Source organism: Mesorhizobium sp. C432A, from assembly GCF_030323145.1.
Lineage (GTDB): Bacteria > Pseudomonadota > Alphaproteobacteria > Rhizobiales > Rhizobiaceae > Mesorhizobium.
Genome location: NZ_CP100470.1, coordinates 3091045 through 3105827, shown reverse-complemented (window position 1 = coordinate 3105827; position 14783 = coordinate 3091045). Strand labels below are relative to the sequence as shown.

The window sequence follows — 14783 nt, the reverse complement described above, 5'->3', positions numbered from 1 at the left end:
TCAGTAAACCTGTATAGTCCTGTTCGATATTGGAGTTGAAGGGCGACGTCAACGATATATTTGGATTCACGCATATGCGTTGTGCTCAGGAGGTGCCCCGGGCATCGTTTGTTCGCATGGCGACGCGAACCGCGCAGGGCGTCCCGTCTCCGAGACAGAGCGGGGGCAGCGCTTCCCTCAGGCGATTAGCCTTGCGCTCACACGAAGAAAAATTCCTCGATCCGTCGCTTGGCCTTCCCCAGCGCCGGCAGGATATCCCGCTCCATCGCCTCGACGGAGAACCGCGCCGACTGGGTCGAGACGTTGATCGCCGCGACGGTCTTGCCCGCGCGGTCACAGATCGGCACGGCGATCGAGCGCAGGCCGAGCTCCAGCTCTTCATCGACGACGGCAAAGCCATCCGCCCTCGCCGCGTCGATGGCCTTGGCCAGCGCGGCGCGGCTGGTGATCGTCTTCGGCGTCCGCCGTTCGATCTTGGCTTCTGCAAGGAAGGCCTTCAGCTCATCCGCGCCCAGCCCCGCAAGCAGGACGCGCCCCATCGAGGTGCAATGCGCCGGCAGCCTGGTGCCGACATCGAGCGAAACGCTGAGGATGCGGCGGCCAGGAATGCGCGCGACATAGACGACTTCCTCGCCCGACAGCACCGCCGCGTTACAGGCCTCGTCGAACTGGCCCGCGACGTCGCGCATGATGGATGCCGCGAATGTCCACAGCGAGGCGCCGCCGAGCCAAGAGCGCACGATGGTGAGCAGGCGCGGCGATAGCGAAAACTGCCGGCCGGATTGCGTGGCATAGCCGGTGGCGGTCAGCGTCAGCAGGAAGCGACGCGCGCCGGCGCGGGTCAGCCCCGCCTCCTCCGCCATTTCGGTCAGTGTCAAGCCCGCCGGATGCCTGGCCAGTATCTCCATGACTGCAAGGCCGCGCTCCAGCGAGCCGACATGGTCGCGCGTCGTTGCCTCGTCCTCCATGCGGCCTCCGCAAGACAATGCGCCGCCTTGACTCGTCTCGGCGGCGCGATGTAAAAATATCTCATACAAAACAAATGTTCGCAATACGAACTTTTGGAGTTTTCTGCGATGGTCAAATTCCTGCGCCTCAAACAGGCCGTGGCGGAGAACCTGCACGATGGCGACACGGTCGCCTTCGAAGGCTTCACCCATCTGATCCCGACGGCGGCGGCGCATGAGGCGATCCGCCAGGGCTTTCGCGACCTCACCCTCATCCGAATGACCCCCGACCTGATCTACGACCAGATGATCGGCATGGGCATGGCGAAGAAGATCATCTTCTCCTATGTCGGCAATCCCGGCGTCGGCCTGCTGCGCCGCGCCCGCGATGCCATCGAGAACGGCTTTCCCCGGGCGATCGAGATCGAGGAGCACAGCCATGCCGGCATGGCCAACGCCTATGAGGCGGGCGCGGCCGGCCTGCCCTGCGCGGTTTTCCGCGGCTATCGCGGCGCCGGGCTGGCGGCAGTCAATCCCAACATCCGCTCGGTCACCTGCCCGTTCACCGGCGAGGTGCTTGCCGCCGTTCCTTCCATCCGACCGGACGTGACCTTCATCCACGCTCAGAAGGCCGACAAAAAGGCAATGTTCTGGTCGAAGGCATTATCGGCATCCAGAAGGAAGCGGTGCTCGCGGCCAAGCGCGCCGTGGTGACGGTAGAGGAAGTCGTCGACAATTTCGACGACCTGCATCCCAACCTCACCGTGCTGCCGCGCTGGACCATCGCTGCGATCTCGGTGGTATCAGGCGGTTCGCATCCCTCCTACACGCACGGCTACTATGCCAGGGACAACGCCGCCTATCTCGAATGGGACGACATCGCCGCCGACCGTGAAAAATTCCAGACCTGGATGCAGGCCAATGTCCTCGATCGCACGGCGGACGATTTCGCCGGCCGCGTAAAGCATCTGAGGAGCGCGGGATGAGCGGCTTTACTCCCAATGAGATGATGACGATTGCCGCCAGCCGAGCCCTGAAAAACGACGATGTCTGCTTCGTCGGCATTGGCGCGCCGTCAGCCGCCTGCAACGTCGCGCGGCTGACGCATGCGCCCGACATCACGCTGATCTATGAAAGCGGCACCATCGGCACCGCGCCCGATGTTTTGCCGCTGTCGATCGGTGACGGCGAACTTTGCGACACCGCCGTCACGACCGTCTCGGTGCCGGAGATGTTTCGTTACTGGCTGCAGGGCGGCCGCATTTCGATCGGTTTCCTCGGTGCCGCCCAGCTCGACAAGTTCGGCAACATCAACACCACCATCATCGGCGACTATGCGCATCCCAAGACCCGCCTGCCCGGCGGCGGCGGCGCGCCGGAGATCGCCACCTCGTCGAAGGAGATCTACATCACCATGGCGCAGTCCAAGCGCGGCATGGTCGAGAAGATCGACTTCTTCACCTCCTTCGGCCATGGCGATGGGGGCGATCACCGCCAGCGCCTAGGCATCGACACCGCTGGACCGACGCTGCTGATCACCGACCTCGCCATCTGGAAGCCCGACCCGATGAGCAAGGAATTCACCGTGGTGTCGCTGCATCCCGGCGTGACGCGGCAGCAGGTGCAGGACAGCTGCGGCTGGATCGTAAAGTTCGCCGAGGCGCTTGACGAAACGCCGGCGCCGACGGAACTCGAGCTGACGACATTGCGTGACCTGCAGGCCCGCACCAAGGCGGCGCATGAGGGAAGCGGAAAAGAAAAGGCTGCATGACATGACCGAGGCATTCATCTGCGATTACATCCGCACCCCGATCGGCCGTTTCGGCGGCTCGCTGTCGTCGGTGCGGGCCGACGATCTCGGCGCCATTCCGCTGAAGGCGCTGGTCGAGCGCAATTCCGGCATCGACTGGCAGGCCATCGACGACGTCGTCTATGGCTGCGCCAACCAGGCCGGCGAGGACAATCGCAATGTCGCGCGCATGTCGCTCCTGCTCGCCGGATTGCCGCAGGAAGTGTCAGGCTCGACCGTCAATCGCCTCTGCGGGTCCGGCATGGACGCGCTCACCATCGCCGCCCGCGCCATCAAGGCGGGCGAAGCCGAGTTGATGATCGCCGGCGGCGTCGAATCGATGAGCCGCGCCCCCTTCGTCATGCCCAAGGCCGAGACCGCCTTTTCGCGCCATGCCGAGATCCACGACACCACCATCGGCTGGCGTTTCATCAACCCGCTGATGAAGAAACAGTATGGCGTCGATTCCATGCCGGAGACCGGCGAGAACGTCGCCGAGGATTTTTCAGTGTCGCGCGCCGACCAGGACGCCTTTGCCGTGCGCAGCCAGGACAAGGCCGTCGCGGCACAGGCCAATGGCCGGCTGGCGAAGGAGATTACCCCGGTGACGATCCCACAGAAAAAGGGCGATGCGATTATCGTATCGAAGGATGAGCATCCCCGCGCCGGCACCACGGTCGAGTCGCTAGCCAAATTGCCGACGCCGTTCCGCCAGGGCGGCACCGTCACCGCCGGCAACGCGTCCGGCGTCAATGACGGCGCGGCAGCGCTGATCATCGCCTCCGAAGCGGCTGTGAAAAAATACGGCCTGACGCCGATCGCCCGCGTCCTCGGCGGCGCTGCTGCCGGCGTGGCGCCACGCATCATGGGCATCGGCCCTGCCCCGGCGACACAAAAGCTCTGCGCCCGCCTCGGCCTGACACCGCAGCAATTCGATGTCATCGAGCTCAACGAAGCTTTCGCCTCCCAAGGCATCGCCGTGCTCCGCCAACTCGGCATCTCCGAGGACGCGGAGCACGTTAATCCGAATGGCGGCGCCATCGCGCTTGGTCATCCCTTGGGCATGTCGGGCGCGCGTATCACTGGCACCGCGGCACTGGAACTGCGCGAGCGCGGCGCCCGCTATGCGCTCGCCACCATGTGCATCGGCGTCGGCCAGGGCATCGCAGTGGCGCTCGAACGGGTTTGAGATCGCACTGCCCTTAATAGGGCAAACCGACATAGTTCTCCGCCAGCGCGGTCGACGCCGCCTGCGAATGCACGAGATAGTCGAGCTCGGCTTCCTGGATGCGCTGGCCGAACTCGCCCGTATCGGGAAAGCGGTGCAGCATCGTCGTCATCCACCAGGAGAAGCGCACCGCCTTCCACACCCGAGCCAGCGCTTTGGCTGAATAGGCGTCGAGCCCGGCCGGCGACTTGTCCAGATAGAATTCGCGAAGCCCGGCAAAGAGATAGCGCACGTCGCTGGCGGCGAGGTTGAGCCCCTTGGCGCCCGTCGGCGGCACGATATGGGCGGCGTCGCCGACCAGGAACAGCCGGCCGAAGCGCATCGGTTCGGCGACGAAGGAGCGCAGCGGCGCGATCGATTTTTCGAAGGACGGGCCGGTAACGACGGCGGCTGCGGTCTGTTCCGGCAGGCGACTGCGCAACTCGTCCCAGAAGCGACCGTCGCTCCAGGCGTCGACCTGTTCGTCAGCCGCGACCTGCACATAGTAGCGGCTGCGATGCGTCGAACGCATCGAGCACAGCGCAAAGCCCCGCTCATGGTTGGCGTAGACCAGATCGTGATCGGCCGGCGGCACTTCGGCCAGCACGCCGAGCCAGCCGAAGGGATAGGTCCGCTCGAAGGTTTTCAGCGCCTGCCCAGGCGCCGATTTGCGGCTGACGCCGTGATAGCCATCGCAGCCGGCGATGAAGTCGCAGTCGATGCGATGGCCGACGCCGTCCTTCCCGTAGGTGACGTAAGGCGCTTCGCCATCGAAACCATGCAGCGCGACGTTGGCCGCCTCATAGACGGTGGTCAGCCCGGCCGCCTCGCGCTTGTCCATCAGATCGTGCGTCACTTCGGTCTGACCATAGACGGTGACATGCTTGCCGCCGGTCAGTGCCGTGAGGTCGAGCCGGTGCAGGCCGCCGCCGAACGCAAGCGAGATGCCGGCATGCAGCAGGCCTTCGGCATGCAGCCTTACAGCTGCGCCCGCCTCTTCAAGCAACTCGACGGTGCCTTGTTCGAGCACCCCTGCCCGCACCCGGCCAAGCACATGCTCCCGGCTCGAACGTTCGAGGATCACCGTCTCGACGCCAATGGTGCCGAGAAGCTGGCCAAGCAGCAGCCCGGACGGTCCGGAGCCGACAATGACGATCTTTGTGCGCATCAGTGTCCCAGGCTTTCGATCTGTCCGGCGAGTTCGGCGGCGAGCCGTAGCGCAGCCGCGGTCGCTATCGCCATTTGCGGCAAGAGCAGCCATTCCAGCGTCCAGGCAGCACCGGAGCGCTCCTGCTCATGCACCAGCGCCTGGTGCATGCCGGAAAGCTGGGTGGCGTTGAAGCGCGCCAGCGTCACCAGCACTTCCGCCTTCACCGGGTTCTGCTTGTGCGGCATGGCCGACGAGCCGCCGCCGCCGGACAGCTTGATGTCGGTTCCACCTTGCGCCATCAGCGCAACGTCCTGGCCGAACTTGCCGAGACTGCCGGTGATGAGCGATAGCAGCCCGGCGAATTCGGCCAGCGCATCCCGCTGGCTGTGCCATTGCGGCGCGTCGCCAAGGCCGAGCTTTGCGGCAAGGGCCGCGCGCACCGCAGGTCCTTTGTCGCCCAGCTTCTCCAGCGTGCCGGCGGCGCCGCCAAACTGCACCACGAGCAGACGCTTGGATTGCTCCGACAGTCTCTGCTGATGCCGTTGCAGCGGCGTGCGCCACACCGCCACGCGATCCGACGCCTGAATTGGGATCGCCGGCTGCATGCGCGTCATCGCTGTCAATGCACGGCTGCCAAAACGTTCTTCCAGCCCCACCAGCCGCAGAATGTTTTCAGTCAGCAGCAGGTCGAGATGTTCAATGAGCCGGCGCAGCCGAAGCACCAGGCCAGTGTCGATGACGTCCTGGCTGGTTGCGCCGAAATGCACGCCGGCGTCGTGCGGCGCCCCGACCGCTGCCTTCAACTGGCGCACCAGTTCGGGCACGATCACGCCATCCTTCGCCACACCGGCCCGCAGCCGCGCGGTGTCCGGCTTGTATGACAACAGGACAGGTATAATCGCCGCGGCGGCATCCGTGCCGATAATCCCGCTTTCGGCTTCCGCTTGCGCCAGCGCGCGCTCGAAATCGAGCATGGCGGCGATTTCCCCATCCACCGAAAAATGCCGAGCCGCCTCCTCGTCGCCGAGCAGGCCGGAAAGCAGCGGATGGTCGAAGGGCGATACGGTCATGTGCTGGTTTCCTCCGTCAGCTGTCGAAGAAGACCGTTTCCTTCTCCCCCTGGAGATGGACGTCGAAAATATAGTCGTCGCCTTGCCGCTCGGCGATCAGCGTCGGCACGCGCACCTTGTGCTCGATGCGGGCCAGGATCGGATCCTCGGCATTGGCCTTGGCCTCGTCGGAGAAATAGAGCCGCGTGTGGAGGCCGATATTGATGCCGCGGGCGACGATCCACAGGCTGATATGCGGCGCCATCAGCCGGCCGTCGCCATACGGCACGCGTCCCGGCTTGATCGTCTGAAAACTGCACAGGCCGGTTTCCATGTCGGTCGGCTGACGGCCCCAGCCCTGAAAATCCGGATCGGCATCGCCGCGCAATTCGGCCGGCGAATTGTAGAAGCCATTGGCATCCGCCTGCCAGATCTCGATCAACGCATCCCTGAGCGGCGTGCCGGTGCCGTCGAGCACGCGAATGCGCAAACCGATGCGGTCGCCCTTGGCGTTGTCGTTGAGCATCGTGGCGCCCAGGTCTGTCGGGTAGACGCCGCCGATACCGCCGAAATTCGGCGTCAGCCCGATATGCACGTAGGGCCCGGCGGTCTGCGACGGGCTCTCCTTCAGCCGGGTCAGCGATTGCGCCATCAATTGCCCTCCGGACGGTTTTCGAACAGCGAGGCGCGGCGTCCGCGCAACACGATGTCGAACTTGTAGGCGCGCGCGTCGAACGGGATCGTCGCCTGCATGTCGAGCGCGGCAACCAGCGTCTCAATCGCCGCCTTGTCGCGGATACCGCGCACGATCGGGCACCGCCAGATCAGCGGGTCGCCCTCGAAATACATCTGGGTGATCAGCCGCTGTGCGAAGCCGTGGCCGAACACCGAGAAATGGATGTGCGACGGCCGCCAGTCATTGGGCCCGTTCGGCCAGGGATAGGGACCTGGCTTCACCGTGCGAAAGGCATAGCCGCCGTCGGCATCGGTGATGGTGCGGCCGCAGCCGCCGAAATTCGGATCGAGCGGCGCCAGATAGCCGTCCTTCTTGTGGCGGTAGCGGCCGCCCGCATTGGCCTGCCAGAATTCGAGCAGCGCGCCGGAGACGCCCTGGCCGCGCTCGTCGAGCACGCGGCCATAGACGATGATACGCTCGCCGATGGCGCTCTCGCCGGACTTTGCAAAATTGTGGATCAGGTCATTGTCGAGTTCGCCCAGCACGGCGTGGCCGAACACCGGACCGGTGATCTCCGACGCCGTGTTGTCGAAGGCCAGCAGCGCCTTTTGCGGCGAGCGCAGCACCGAAGTCTTGTAGTCGGGCGTCAGCGCCGGCGGGTGCCAGCCGCGGTCGCGCTGGAAGAAGGCGCCGGTCTCGGGCCTGCGGTTCGAGCCGGCATCAGCTGGCATGGCCAGCCCTGCTTCCGTCCATTTCCGAAAACACCTCCTTGGCGATCCTGAAGGCGCGGTTGGCCGCCGGCACGCCGGCATAGATCGCGACATGCAGGAACGCTTCGCAGATATCGTCGCGCGACGCACCGGTGTTGGCGGTGGCGCGCACATGCATGGCGACCTCTTCATCATGGCCAAGGGCGGCCAGCAGTGCCAGCGTCACGATCGAGCGTTCGCGCCTGCTGAAGCCCGGACGCGCCCACACAGTGCCCCATGCTGCCTCGGTGATCAGCTCCTGGAACGGCCGGTCGAAATCGGTGACGGCATCCTCGCTGCGATCGACATGAGGGTCGCCGAGCACCGAGCGCCTGACGGTCAGCCCGGTTCGGTATCTGGTTTCGTTTTTGGGCAGTTCATCCATGGGTCTGCTTTCTCATGGGAAGCGCCGCGACGAAATCGCGGATCAGGGTGGTCAGCGCCTCGGGCTGTTCGACGCAAGGGATGTGCGCGGCGTCACGAATGATTTCGAAATGTGCGCCTGGGATCAGATCGGCCAGCCAGCGGACGAGATCCGGCGGCGTCGAGCCGTCCTGGTCGCCAACGACGCAAAGCGTGGGCACCGCGATCGCCTGCGCAGCCTCGGTAAAATCGGCATCGCGCACCGCGGCGCAGGTGCCGACATAGCCGGCGACGGCTTGCCGGGTCATCATGTTCCAGTAGCCGTCGAGCTCGGCGACACGGTCCGCGTGGAAGGCAGGCGTAAACCACATTTTGAGCACGGCATCGGCGATGGCCTGGATGCCTTTGCTTTCGACCGTTTCGATGCGGGTGTTCCAGCTGTCGGCCGTGCCGATCTTGTGGGCGGTGTCGCACAGGATGAGGCCGTCGACGATTTCGGGGCGCCGGGCATAAAACCCTTGCGCAATCAGGCCGCCCACCGACAGGCCGCACAGCACCGCATTGTTCAGTTCGAAATGATCGATCAGGCCCGACAGATCATCGACATGCTCGTCGATCGAGCTGACGCCACCAATGTCGGACAGGCCATGGCCGCGCTTGTCGTAGACCAACACAGGCATTTCGCCACCCAGTTCGGACAACACCTCGTCCCAGATGCGGAAGTCGGTGCCCAGCGAATTGATGAACACGATCGGCCGCGCATTTCCCTTCGCCTTGATATGGCGATGGTGCAGCGTGATGCCGCCAATGTTGACGAATGGCACGATTTCGATCCTCCGTGTTCACATTGCACAAGGCATTTGGTTTGGTAAAATGATATTTTACGCCGTTTCATTAACTGCTAGGTTATGAGAACATGTCCGAAAGCCGCATAAGGTTCCGTCACCTGCAGGCATTCCTTGAGGTAGCGCGGCAAGGCAGCGTGGCGAGGGCGGCCGACTTTCTCCATGTCAGCCCACCGGCCGTGACCAAGACGTTGCGCGAATTGGAGGAGGCGCTTGGCATCGCTGTCGTCGAACGCGACGGCCGCGGCATCAGGGTGACGCGGCTTGGCGAAATCTTTCTCGGCCATGCCGGCACGGCGATCACGGCACTGAAGCGCGGCGTCGATTCCGTCCGCCAGGACGGCGCCATCAACCGGCATCCGATCCGCATCGGCGCGCTCCCGACAGTGTCGGCCAAGGTGATGCCACGCGCCATAAGCCTGTTCCTGAGTGAAAATACCGGTGCTGCGATCAAGATCGTCACCGGCGAGAACGCGGTCCTGCTGGAACAGTTGCGCGTCGGTGCGCTCGATCTCGTCGTCGGCCGGCTTGCGGCGCCGGAAAACATGACCGGCTTCTTCTTCGAGCATCTCTATTCCGAACCGGTGCTGTTCGTGGTGAGGGCCGGCCATCCGCTGCTGCAGCCGGGCCAGGACATCTTCGCCCGGCTCGATGAATTCCCGGTGCTGATGCCGACGCGGGAGTCGGTCATCCGCCCGTTCGTCGACCGCCTGTTCATCACCAACGGCATGACGGCGCCTGCGACCGAGATCGAGACCGTCTCGGATTCCTTCGGCCGTGCCTTCCTGCGCCAAAGCAATGCGGTCTGGATCATATCGACAGGCGTCGTCGCCAACGAACTCTCCAGCGGCGCCTTCGTCGCCTTGCCCGTCAACACCGAGGAAACCAAAGGGCCCGTCGGCCTGACGATGCGGACCGACACTGCGCCTTCGCCGGCCTTCACCATCCTGCTGCAGACCATTCGCGAGGCGGCCAGCCAGAACGCCTGAGCACCTTTCGCCAATCTGGCGCAGAGCGGGCCTTCAGCCGTATTTCCATAACCTGTTGGTTAACGAAACACCGCAAAATATCATTTTACCAAACCAAACACCTAGGGCACTGTGACGATGGGAGGATCGAAATCGTGCCGTTATCGGCATTGGCGGCGTTCCGCTGCCGCCTCAAGGCATGCCGGGGCGATCTCCGATCTTAAGAACGGGCGGCATCGATTTTGAGCAGGCCGGCGGTGACCTCCAGGTGCCGTCAGGAAAGGGAGGAATACCAGCATGACCTCAAGCAAATCCGGCGTCTCGCGGCGCCAGTTCATCGCCACATCGCTCGCCGGCGGCGCGGCACTTGCGCTCAGCCGCGGCCAGGCATTCGCGCAGGCCGCCGACACGCTGAAGGTCGGCTTTGTCAGCCCGCGCACCGGGCCGCTCGCCGGCTTCGGCCAGACCGACGGCTATGTGCTCGATCTCGCCCGCAAGGCGCTCGCCAACGGCCTCGACATCGGCGGCAAGAAATACAGTGTCGAGATCATCGACCAGGACACGCAATCCGACCCGTCGCGCGCCGGCCAGCTCGCCAAGGACCTCATCAACAACCAGGCCGTCGACCTGATGCTGGCGGTGTCGACGCCGGAGGTGATCAACCCGGTCGCCGACGCCTGCGAAGCCGCCGGCGTGCCTTGCCTCTCCACCGTCATGCCGTGGGAGGCCTGGTATTTCGGCCGCGGCGCCAAGCCCGGCGAACCCTCGCCGTTCAAATGGACCTATCATTTCGGCTTCGGCGTCGACGAGTTCTTCCGGACCTACATCTCGCAATGGAGCCTGATCGAGACCAACAAGAAGGTCGGCGTCATGTATCCCAACGACGCCGACGGCAATGCCATCCGCACCCATCTGGCGCCGTTGCTGGCAAAGCAGGGTTTCACCATCGTCGATCCCGGCGCCTACGAGACCGGCACCACCGACTATTCCTCGCAGATCGCGCTGTTCAAGCAGGAAGGCGTCGAGATCTTCAACTCCTTCCCGATCCCGCCGGACTTCGCCGCCTTCTGGCGTCAGGCTGCACAGCAAGGCCTGATCAAGCAGATCAAGATCTGCCAGGTCGCCAAGACCGGATTGTTCCCGTCCGACATCGAGGCGCTGGGCGATCTCGGCAACAAGATTTCGAGCGCCGCTTACTGGCACAAGGCCTTTCCCTACAAGTCGCCGCTGACCGGCGTTTCGGGGACCGAACTGGCCGACGGTTATGAGGCCGCCAGCGGCAAGCAGTGGACGCAGCAGCTCGGCGCCTCGATGTCGCTGCTCGACGCCGGCTTCGAGGCGCTGAAGGCAAGCACCGACGCCAAGGACAAGGCGGCCGTCGCCAAGGCGCTGAGCACGCTCAACACCGAGACCATGATCGGCAAGGTCGACTTCACCAGCGGCCCGGTCGCCAATGTCTCTCCCGGCCCGATCATCGGCACCCAATGGGTGGCGGCCAAGGAAGGCGGCAAATTCCCGCTCGACTACGTCGTGACCGAGAACGCCACCGACCCGAAGGTTCCGGTCGAGGCCAAGCTCCAGCCGTATAACAGCTGACGGTCGGTTACGGGGATCGCATCGTGAACGGTTCAGCAAACGCCGCGATCCTCCGCGCTGCCGGCATCCAGAAACGCTTCGGCGCGCTGGTGGTGCTCGACGATGTCGACTTCGCCATGAATGCCGATGAGGCCGTCGGCATCGTCGGTCCGAACGGCGCCGGCAAGACGACGCTGCTCAGCATCTTATCAGGCGCCTTCCCGCCGAGCGCCGGCACGGTCGCCTTCAAGGGTGGCGATGTGACCGCGATGCCGGCTACAGCGCGCTGTCGTCTCGGCCTGGTGCGCACGCACCAGGTGCCCAAGCCGTTCAGCGGCATGACCACGTTCGAGAACGTTTTTGTTGCCGCGTCGCATGGCGCCGGTCTCGCCCGCGACGAGGCCTATGAAGAGGCGCTGGAGTCGCTGAAACTGTGCGGCATGATGGGCGTGGCCAACCGGCGCGCCGAAACGCTCGGCCTGCTCGACCGCAAGCGGCTGGAACTTGCCCGCGCGCTCGCGGCAAGGCCTACGCTGCTTCTGCTCGACGAGATCGGCGGCGGACTGACCGATGGCGAGGCGAGCGAACTTGTCGATACCATCAAGGAATTGCGCCGCCGCAAGATCGGCATCGTCTGGATCGAGCACATCGTCCACATCCTGCTGCAGGTGGCCGAGCGGCTGATCTGCATGGACGCCGGCAAGATCATCGCCGACGGCGAGCCGCAAGCGGTGATGGCCGACCCCGAAGTCGTGCGGGCCTATCTCGGCGGAGGCCCGAAATGAGCCTGCTCGCAATCGAGAATCTGGTCGTCCGCCACGGCCTGTTGCAGGCGGTGCGCGGCGTGAACTTCTCGATCGAGCGCGGCGAAACGCTGGCGCTGGTCGGCGCCAACGGCGCCGGCAAGACGACGCTGCTGCGGGCGATCGCCGGCGCCCATGAGCCGACGGCCGGCCGCGTGCTGCTGAATGGCGCCGATATCACCGGCGTTCCCTCGCACAAGCGCGTCGGCATGGGCGTCGCGCTGGTGCCGGAAGGGCGAAAACTGTTCGTGCAGATGACGGTCGAGGAGAACCTCCTGCTTGGCAAGGCCGCCGGCCGTCCCGGCGACTGGAGCGTGGAACGAGTGCTCGACACGTTCCCCAATCTGAAGCCGCGCCGCCACGCCAAGACCGGGCATCTCTCCGGTGGCGAGCAGCAGGCCACCGCCATCGGCCGCGCGTTGATGAGCAATCCGGAGCTGCTGCTGCTCGACGAGGTCTCGCTCGGCCTGTCGCCGCTGGTGGTCGATCGCGTATACGCTTCGCTGCAAGGGCTGATCAGCTCCGGCACGACGATCATCCTGGTCGAACAGGACCTCAATCGCGCGCTCTCGGTCTCGGACAAGGTCATCTGCATGCTCGAAGGACGCGTCGCGCTGGAAGGCCCGAGCAAGGGCATGTCCCGCGATGAAGTGACGAAAGCCTATTTCGGCCTGCACAGGAAAAGCGCCGGGAGTGTGCCGGCATGAGCAACCAGATCGTCCAGGGCATCCTGCTCGGCGGCTACTACGCGCTGATCGCCTGCGGCCTCTCCTTCATGTTTTCGGTGATGCGCATAATCAACCTCGCGCATGGCAGCCTGGCCGTGTTTTCCGCCTACGCGCTGTGGTGGCTCGCCTCGCAATTCCATATCTCGCCCTTCGTCGGCCTGCTCATCGTGCTGCCGCTGATGGCGGCCATCGGCTGGGCGCTGCAGCGCTTCCTGCTCGAGCGCAGCGCCCGCGGCGGCGCGCTCCTGCCGATCCTGACCACGTTCGGCCTCGCCATCGTCATCGACAATGCGCTGTTCGAGCAGTTCGGCGCCGACACACGTTCGCTGGCGCCCTATATCGGCAGCCTCTCCTACGATTCCTGGGAATGGCCGGGCAGCATCTATGTCGGCAAGCTTGCCGTGATCATGTTCGCCGCCGCCGTCATATTGCTTGGCGGACTGCAGCTGTTCCTCACCCGCACCAGGCTTGGCCGCTCGATCCGCGCCACGTCGGAAGATCCCGACACGGCCGGTCTCGTCGGCGTCGATGCGCGCCGCGCCAATGCCCTCGCCGCCGCCATCGCCATGGTCACCGTTGGGCTGGCCGGCGCCTTCCTCGCCATGCGCGCCACCTTCGATCCCTATACCGGCGCACCTCAATTGCTGTTCGCTTTCGAGGCGGCGGTGATCGGCGGCGCCGGTTCGCTATGGGGCACGCTGGTCGGCGGCATCGTGCTGGCGCTCGCCCAGACCCTCGGCGCGCAGATCCATCCGCAAGGTTTTCTGATCGGCGGCCATGTCGCCTTCCTGATCGTGCTGTTCATCCGGCTCTCCACCTCCGGCCTCGGCCTGCGCGGCCTGCTGCGCCTGCCCGCGAGGAAAGCATCATGAGTGCGGTTTTAAACGCCCCCGTCATCGAGCGCGGCACCTCCGCCTCGCGCATCTCGGCGATCGCGGTCGTCGTCATCATCGCGCTGCTCGCTGTTGCGCCGCATTTCCTGTCGGCCGGCGCCGTCGACCGCATGACCGCCTTGTTCATCTATGTGATGCTGGCGGCGATGTGGAATGCGCTGGCCGGCTTCGGCGGGCTGGTTTCGGTGGGACAGCAAGTGTTCTTCGGCCTCGGCGCCTATTTCACTATCCGCCTGGCCGATGCAGGCCTCAACCCGTTCGCTTCTCTGTTTGTCTCGGCGATCATCGTCGGCGCGATCTCCTGGCCAATGTCGCTGTTCATGCTGAAGCTGAAGAACGGCGAGTTCGCCATCGGCATGTGGGTGATCGCGGCGCTCACCCATCTCCTGGTCAATCTCGACCGGCTGGTGCAAGGCGAGACCGGGACGTCGCTGATCTCGCTCAACGTCTATGACGCCGGCGTCAGGCGGGCGACGATCTACTGGCTGGCGATGGCCGCGATGACGGCGCTGCTCGCCACCCTGTTTAGCCTGCTGCGTGGCAGCACGGGTGCGGCCATCCGCGCCATCAGGGACAATGAGGAGGCCGCGGCATCGGTCGGCGTGCGCGTCACCGGAACCAAGCGGCTGCTCTTCGTGCTCGCCGCCTTCGGCATCGGCATGGCCGGCGCGCTGTGGTTGGCCACGTCGATCACCTTCCAGCCGAAAACCTACTTCAACGTCCAGTGGACCGCCTACATGATCTTCATGGTCCTGGTCGGCGGCATCGGCACCTTCGAGGGCGCCATTCTGGGTGCGCTGCTGTTCTTCCTCATCGAGACCTGGTTCGGCGGCACCGGCGTCTGGTATCTGATCGGTCTCGGCGCCACGGCGGTGCTGTTCTCGCTCTTCCTGCCGCGCGGCCTGTGGGGAACGCTGGAGGAGCGCTTTGGCCTGCGCCTGCTACCGGTCGGCTATCGCGTCAGGCTGCCGGCAAACGCCGGCGATAGCGACGCCACGCCTTCGCCGCAACAGACCGCAACACATAGTGAAAAGGCGTGAC

The 14783-nt window shown here is 64.8% G+C and carries 15 protein-coding genes and 1 pseudogene; 9 read left to right on the top strand and 7 right to left on the bottom strand.

Features of this window, described 5'->3' with window-relative positions; genetic code table 11:
• Window positions 1-197 precede the first annotated feature (197 nt).
• Complete coding sequence (locus NLY33_RS15020) at window positions 198-968, bottom strand: IclR family transcriptional regulator domain-containing protein (RefSeq protein ID WP_023704681.1); 771 nt, start codon at window positions 966-968, stop codon at window positions 198-200.
• 108 nt (window positions 969-1076) lie between these two features.
• Between NLY33_RS15020 and NLY33_RS15015 the strand changes: the two are divergent.
• The 3 genes and pseudogenes from NLY33_RS15015 to pcaF all read left to right on the top strand — a co-directional run bounded on the left by NLY33_RS15015 (window position 1077) and on the right by pcaF (window position 3925).
• Window positions 1077-1933: pseudogene (locus NLY33_RS15015) on the top strand (CoA transferase subunit A).
• A complete protein-coding gene (locus NLY33_RS15010) occupies window positions 1930-2718 on the top strand; it encodes a CoA-transferase subunit beta (RefSeq protein WP_023690761.1) in 789 nt (262 codons plus the stop codon). The pseudogene NLY33_RS15015 and the gene NLY33_RS15010 overlap by 4 nt, the downstream one beginning before the upstream one ends.
• 1 nt (window position 2719) lies before the next feature.
• Window positions 2720-3925: a 3-oxoadipyl-CoA thiolase gene (pcaF, locus tag NLY33_RS15005; protein ID WP_023704679.1), complete on the top strand. Its 1206-nt coding sequence runs from the start codon at window positions 2720-2722 to the stop codon at window positions 3923-3925.
• Between the two features lie 13 nt (window positions 3926-3938).
• On the opposite strand, the gene pobA is transcribed toward pcaF, so the two are convergent.
• From pobA to pcaD, 6 genes are read right to left on the bottom strand one after another with little or no spacing between them, the layout of a single operon-like run.
• Window positions 3939-5111: a 4-hydroxybenzoate 3-monooxygenase gene (pobA, locus tag NLY33_RS15000; protein ID WP_023704678.1), complete on the bottom strand. Its 1173-nt coding sequence runs from the start codon at window positions 5109-5111 to the stop codon at window positions 3939-3941.
• Window positions 5111-6163, bottom strand: coding sequence for a 3-carboxy-cis,cis-muconate cycloisomerase (locus NLY33_RS14995; RefSeq protein ID WP_023704677.1), 1053 nt, complete (start codon window positions 6161-6163; stop codon window positions 5111-5113). Before NLY33_RS14995 ends, pobA begins: the two co-directional genes overlap by 1 nt.
• A 16-nt stretch (window positions 6164-6179) precedes the next feature.
• Window positions 6180-6794, bottom strand: coding sequence for a protocatechuate 3,4-dioxygenase subunit alpha (gene pcaG / locus NLY33_RS14990; protein WP_023668155.1), 615 nt, complete (start codon window positions 6792-6794; stop codon window positions 6180-6182).
• Window positions 6794-7549 (bottom strand): protocatechuate 3,4-dioxygenase subunit beta, encoded by a 756-nt coding sequence (gene pcaH, locus NLY33_RS14985; protein WP_023704676.1) that lies wholly within the window; start codon window positions 7547-7549, stop codon window positions 6794-6796. Before pcaH ends, pcaG begins: the two co-directional genes overlap by 1 nt.
• Window positions 7539-7952, bottom strand: coding sequence for a 4-carboxymuconolactone decarboxylase (gene pcaC, locus NLY33_RS14980; RefSeq protein ID WP_023668153.1), 414 nt, complete (start codon window positions 7950-7952; stop codon window positions 7539-7541). Before pcaC ends, pcaH begins: the two co-directional genes overlap by 11 nt.
• On the bottom strand, window positions 7945-8754 hold the full coding sequence (pcaD, locus tag NLY33_RS14975) for a 3-oxoadipate enol-lactonase (protein ID WP_023704675.1): 810 nt from the start codon (window positions 8752-8754) through the stop codon (window positions 7945-7947). Before pcaD ends, pcaC begins: the two co-directional genes overlap by 8 nt.
• A gap of 92 nt (window positions 8755-8846) precedes the next feature.
• On the opposite strand from pcaD, the gene pcaQ reads away from it, so the two are divergent.
• The 6 genes from pcaQ (at window position 8847) to NLY33_RS14945 (ending at window position 14782) form a co-directional block, all read left to right on the top strand.
• Window positions 8847-9764, top strand: a complete 918-nt coding sequence (pcaQ, locus tag NLY33_RS14970; RefSeq protein WP_023685275.1) for a pca operon transcription factor PcaQ — start codon at window positions 8847-8849, stop codon at window positions 9762-9764.
• A gap of 276 nt (window positions 9765-10040) precedes the next feature.
• Complete coding sequence (locus NLY33_RS14965; RefSeq protein WP_023704674.1) at window positions 10041-11339, top strand: ABC transporter substrate-binding protein; 1299 nt, start codon at window positions 10041-10043, stop codon at window positions 11337-11339.
• A 23-nt stretch (window positions 11340-11362) separates the two neighbouring features.
• Window positions 11363-12103 carry an ABC transporter ATP-binding protein gene (locus NLY33_RS14960; RefSeq protein ID WP_023691339.1) on the top strand — a complete coding sequence of 247 codons (741 nt, stop codon included), beginning with the start codon at window positions 11363-11365 and terminating at the stop codon, window positions 12101-12103.
• The gene (locus NLY33_RS14955; RefSeq protein WP_023704673.1) at window positions 12100-12828 is read left to right on the top strand and encodes an ABC transporter ATP-binding protein; all 729 of its coding nucleotides are present in this window, start codon (window positions 12100-12102) and stop codon (window positions 12826-12828) included. The genes NLY33_RS14960 and NLY33_RS14955 overlap by 4 nt, the downstream gene beginning before the upstream one ends.
• Window positions 12825-13721 (top strand): branched-chain amino acid ABC transporter permease, encoded by an 897-nt coding sequence (locus NLY33_RS14950; protein ID WP_023685279.1) that lies wholly within the window; start codon window positions 12825-12827, stop codon window positions 13719-13721. Before NLY33_RS14955 ends, NLY33_RS14950 begins: the two co-directional genes overlap by 4 nt.
• A complete protein-coding gene (locus NLY33_RS14945) occupies window positions 13718-14782 on the top strand; it encodes a branched-chain amino acid ABC transporter permease (protein ID WP_023704672.1) in 1065 nt (354 codons plus the stop codon). The genes NLY33_RS14950 and NLY33_RS14945 overlap by 4 nt, the downstream gene beginning before the upstream one ends.
• Window position 14783 lies beyond the last annotated feature (1 nt).

Bases quoted from the DNA above. Each gene is read 5' to 3' on its own strand.
- pcaF (WP_023704679.1), top strand. From the start codon at position 2,720: ATGACCGAGGCATTCATCTGCGATTACATCCGCACCCCGATCGGCCGT.
- pcaQ (WP_023685275.1), top strand. From the start codon at position 8,847: ATGTCCGAAAGCCGCATAAGGTTCCGTCACCTGCAGGCATTCCTTGAG.
- NLY33_RS14995 (WP_023704677.1), bottom strand. From the start codon at position 6,163: ATGACCGTATCGCCCTTCGACCATCCGCTGCTTTCCGGCCTGCTCGGC.
- NLY33_RS14945 (WP_023704672.1), top strand. From the start codon at position 13,718: ATGAGTGCGGTTTTAAACGCCCCCGTCATCGAGCGCGGCACCTCCGCC.
- NLY33_RS14955 (WP_023704673.1), top strand. From the start codon at position 12,100: ATGAGCCTGCTCGCAATCGAGAATCTGGTCGTCCGCCACGGCCTGTTG.
- NLY33_RS15010 (WP_023690761.1), top strand. From the start codon at position 1,930: ATGAGCGGCTTTACTCCCAATGAGATGATGACGATTGCCGCCAGCCGA.
- pobA (WP_023704678.1), bottom strand. From the start codon at position 5,111: ATGCGCACAAAGATCGTCATTGTCGGCTCCGGACCGTCCGGGCTGCTG.
- pcaH (WP_023704676.1), bottom strand. From the start codon at position 7,549: ATGCCAGCTGATGCCGGCTCGAACCGCAGGCCCGAGACCGGCGCCTTC.
- pcaG (WP_023668155.1), bottom strand. From the start codon at position 6,794: ATGGCGCAATCGCTGACCCGGCTGAAGGAGAGCCCGTCGCAGACCGCC.
- NLY33_RS15020 (WP_023704681.1), bottom strand. From the start codon at position 968: ATGGAGGACGAGGCAACGACGCGCGACCATGTCGGCTCGCTGGAGCGC.
- pcaC (WP_023668153.1), bottom strand. From the start codon at position 7,952: ATGGATGAACTGCCCAAAAACGAAACCAGATACCGAACCGGGCTGACC.
- NLY33_RS14950 (WP_023685279.1), top strand. From the start codon at position 12,825: ATGAGCAACCAGATCGTCCAGGGCATCCTGCTCGGCGGCTACTACGCG.
- NLY33_RS14965 (WP_023704674.1), top strand. From the start codon at position 10,041: ATGACCTCAAGCAAATCCGGCGTCTCGCGGCGCCAGTTCATCGCCACA.